Annotated in this window: 5 protein-coding genes; all 5 read left to right on the forward strand. The window is 65.3% G+C overall.

Annotated features, from left to right (window positions below; all coding sequences use genetic code 11):
• Positions 1-518 (forward strand): pseudouridine synthase (locus AADA04_RS15410; protein WP_340694169.1); only part of this gene is annotated, 518 nt, incomplete at its 5' end.
• Positions 518-1,195 carry an HAD-IA family hydrolase gene (locus AADA04_RS15415; RefSeq protein ID WP_340694170.1) on the forward strand — a complete coding sequence of 226 codons (678 nt, stop codon included), beginning with the start codon at positions 518-520 and terminating at the stop codon, positions 1,193-1,195. The genes AADA04_RS15410 and AADA04_RS15415, both read left to right, overlap by 1 nt.
• 25 nt (positions 1,196-1,220) lie before the next feature.
• Positions 1,221-1,709, forward strand: coding sequence for a hypothetical protein (locus AADA04_RS15420; RefSeq protein ID WP_340694171.1), 489 nt, complete (start codon positions 1,221-1,223; stop codon positions 1,707-1,709).
• Between the two features lie 44 nt (positions 1,710-1,753).
• Entirely contained in the window at positions 1,754-2,464 is a 711-nt protein-coding gene (locus AADA04_RS15425) for an ATP12 family protein (protein WP_340694172.1), read from the forward strand.
• Between the two features lie 104 nt (positions 2,465-2,568).
• Positions 2,569-3,093, forward strand: coding sequence for a hypothetical protein (locus tag AADA04_RS15430; RefSeq protein ID WP_340694173.1), 525 nt, complete (start codon positions 2,569-2,571; stop codon positions 3,091-3,093).
• Position 3,094: the final 1 nt, after the last annotated feature.

A 3,094-nucleotide genomic window follows, 5' to 3' on the forward strand; every position in this document is an offset into this window, starting at 1 on the left:
GGGCCGTCACCGTCGGCGTGCCCAACCCGCCTTTCGGCCAGATCCGCTGCTGGATGGTCAAGGGCGTGCCCGACGACCGCGAGGAAAGCGGCTGGCGCCCGGTCAACCCGAACATCAAGCGCCGCGACGCCGACCGTGAGCGGATGATCCGCAGTTCCCAGGGTATCGAAGGCGCCAAACACTCGATCACCGATTATGCCGTCATCTCGACCGCCGGGCAGAAGGCCGCCTGGGTCGCTCTCAAGCCGCTGACAGGCCGCATGCACCAGCTGCGCTTCCACATGCTGGAAATGGACACGTCGATCCTCGGTGATTTCAAATACAAGAGCCGCCGCGAAGTGCCCAATGGCCTTGCCCATGGCATGCACCTGCACGCCCGCGCACTGATCATCCCGCGCGAGCATGGCAAGCCGCTCAGCATCGTCGCGCCGCTGTCGCCGCACATGAAAGAGACGTTCGAAACCCTCGGCTTCCTCGAGCAGGAGGCGGGCAAGAACCCGCTGGCGCCTTTCGTCTGATGCTGAAACTCGCGATCTGGGACATGGACGGCACCATCGTGGACAGCCGTGACGTCATCCTGAATGCGATGACCCGCGCCTTCGAGACGTGCGACCTCGCCCCGCCAGCGCATGACGAGACGCGCAAGATTGTCGGCCTCAGCCTGCATGATGGCTGCCGCATCCTCGCGCCGGACGACATCAGCGATGCCAAGCTGGACGATCTCGTCGGTGCCTATCGCGGTGCCTTCATCCTGCGCCGGACAGAGCCCGGCTTCCTTGAGCCGCTCTACGACGGCGCGATGGAAACGCTGCAGCAGCTGCGCGACGATAACTGGCTGATCGCCATGGCCACCGGCAAGTCGCATCGCGGCATCCGCGCCATCTTCGAGATGCACCCGCTGGAACCCTTCTTCGACACGATCTGGTGCGCCGATGACGGCCCCGGCAAGCCTCACCCGTTCATGGTCGAACAGGCCATGGGCGCGCTGGGCGCAGAACCGCATCAGAGCTTGATGATCGGCGACGCCATTCACGACATCAATATGGGCAACGCGGCCGGTGTGCGCACTCTCGGCGTCAGCTGGGGCTTCGGCACGGCGGGCGAACTCGAAGCGGTCGGCGCCCACGAGGTTCACCATACCTACGCGACCTTGCAGGAAAGCCTGGCCCGGTTCGGCCAGAATACCGGGAACTGACAGCCGACCGCCGCGTTGAACCGGTATGGAAAAACGCAAACCCAACAAAGACAGTTCAGACACGTCATGGAAGTTCGAAGCAGGGATCGTCGCCGCTGGCGCGATCGCGCTGGCGACCTTCCTGACGGTCGTCCTGCTGCGCCAGGCCGCACCAGGCCCCCAGCCGGTCAGTCACTTTATCCAGTCGGACTTTGACGTCTTCGACCGGGCCTTCAAGGTCGGCAGCGAGACCTGCGATGTCGGGCTCGCCTCCTACAAGATCTGCATGCGCAGGTCGCCGCTGGAAAAAGAGATCCAGCGCGGCGAGATCCTGCCAGCCTATATTCCGGCGCTCGGCGCGGAATTTCGCGTGATTGTCGCCACCAGCCTCAAGGATGAGCACCTGCGCATGGTGCGCTATGGCCAGACACTGGTCCTGCTGGAACCGGAGTCGCGCCGGGTCGAAGACGTGCTGGACCTGACCGCGCCCGACTTTGTGTCTGCCCAGAATGGCCGGCCACAGCCAAAAGTCTGAAATGCCACTTGGAACAGGGCGCCAGCGGGCCTAAAGCCTGCGGCATGACAAGTTCCAACCAACCCAAACGCTTCTACAAGCAGGCCGCCATCGAGCCCATCGAAGGCGGCTGGACCGTGGCGCTCGATGGCCGCACCATCAAGACGCCGGGCCGCGCCGCGCTCACTCTGCCCAGCGAACGCCTCGCCAAGGCCGTTGCCGCCGAGTGGAACGCCCAGGAAGAGCATATCGATCTCCTGGCCATGCACCTCACCCGCCTCGCCAATGTCGCCATCGACCGCACCGAAGAGACGCGCGACGACATGGCCGACGAACTCGCCCGCTATTGCGAGACCGACCTGATCTGTCATATCGCCGAAACGCCAGACGAACTCGCCGAGAGCGAGGAATCCCACTGGGCGCCGGTGCGCGACTGGGCCGGCGACAATCTCGGCGTCAACCTCGTGCCCGTCATCGGCATCGTCGCCTCGCCTCAGCCTGACGCCTCGCTGAATGCCGCCCGCGACCACGCGCTAGGCCTCGACGCCTTCCGCCTCACCGGCCTCGTCTATGGCGCCGGCCTGTATGGTTCGGCCCTGCTCGCGCTGGCCGTGGAGCAGGAGGCGATGAGCGCCGAAGACGCCTATGAAGTCTCCCGCATCGACGAAGCCTGGCAGGCCGAGCATTGGGGCGAAGACGCCGAAGCCAAGGCGGCCACCGAAGCCAAGCGGCTCGAAGCCAAGGCCCTCGGCGTCTGGTTCCGCGCGCTCGCCTGATCCGGCCCGTTCCGCGCGTCCTCTCTGCCGAACGCAGGATGAACAAGCGCTTCAGCCCCGGTTCCCGTGCCCCATGTTTTCCTGCATGCATGATAAAGCGCATCATGACCTACCGAGTGGCTGCTGCAGCGTTTGCTGTACCGGCACTCTTCGCTGCCCCTGCTGCCGCAGACCCGGTTCGCGGGGCGATCATGCAACTTGAGCAGAAGCACGGCACCAACACGTCACTGATCCTCCAGGTTGGCCAGAACAGCCATGGCCAGCGAGCCAGCCGAGGCTACCAGCTCAACCAATGGGGCCAGTCCCGGCGCGTGGTCAGCGGCCTGCGCCTGGATGCGCTCCAGGCCTGCCGCCAGGCGGTGGCGAAACAGGCCTACCGCATCGGCTATCGCGACGTGGATTTCGACGATGACCGCCGGGTCCGCCAGATCGGCCCCCATGGCTTCCGTGTGCGCCTCGACGATGTCGAATTCGAAGGCCGCCGCCGTGAGCGGGAAAGCGACGTAACCTGCACCATCCGGCGCGGCCACGTGGTCAATATCGAAGGCATCCCCGCCGCAGGCCGCCGCGGCTACCAGAAAGCCCGGAATGATCGCGGCCGAGGCCATTCCCGCCATCGCGGCGACTGAT

The sequence above is a fragment of the Hyphomonas sp. genome (genome assembly GCF_037969335.1).
Classification (GTDB): domain Bacteria; phylum Pseudomonadota; class Alphaproteobacteria; order Caulobacterales; family Hyphomonadaceae; genus Hyphomonas.

Coding starts and splice junctions, on each gene's coding strand:
- AADA04_RS15425 (WP_340694172.1), top strand. CDS start 1,754: ATGACAAGTTCCAACCAACCCAAACGCTTCTACAAGCAGGCCGCCATC.
- AADA04_RS15430 (WP_340694173.1), top strand. CDS start 2,569: ATGACCTACCGAGTGGCTGCTGCAGCGTTTGCTGTACCGGCACTCTTC.
- AADA04_RS15415 (WP_340694170.1), top strand. CDS start 518: ATGCTGAAACTCGCGATCTGGGACATGGACGGCACCATCGTGGACAGC.
- AADA04_RS15420 (WP_340694171.1), top strand. CDS start 1,221: ATGGAAAAACGCAAACCCAACAAAGACAGTTCAGACACGTCATGGAAG.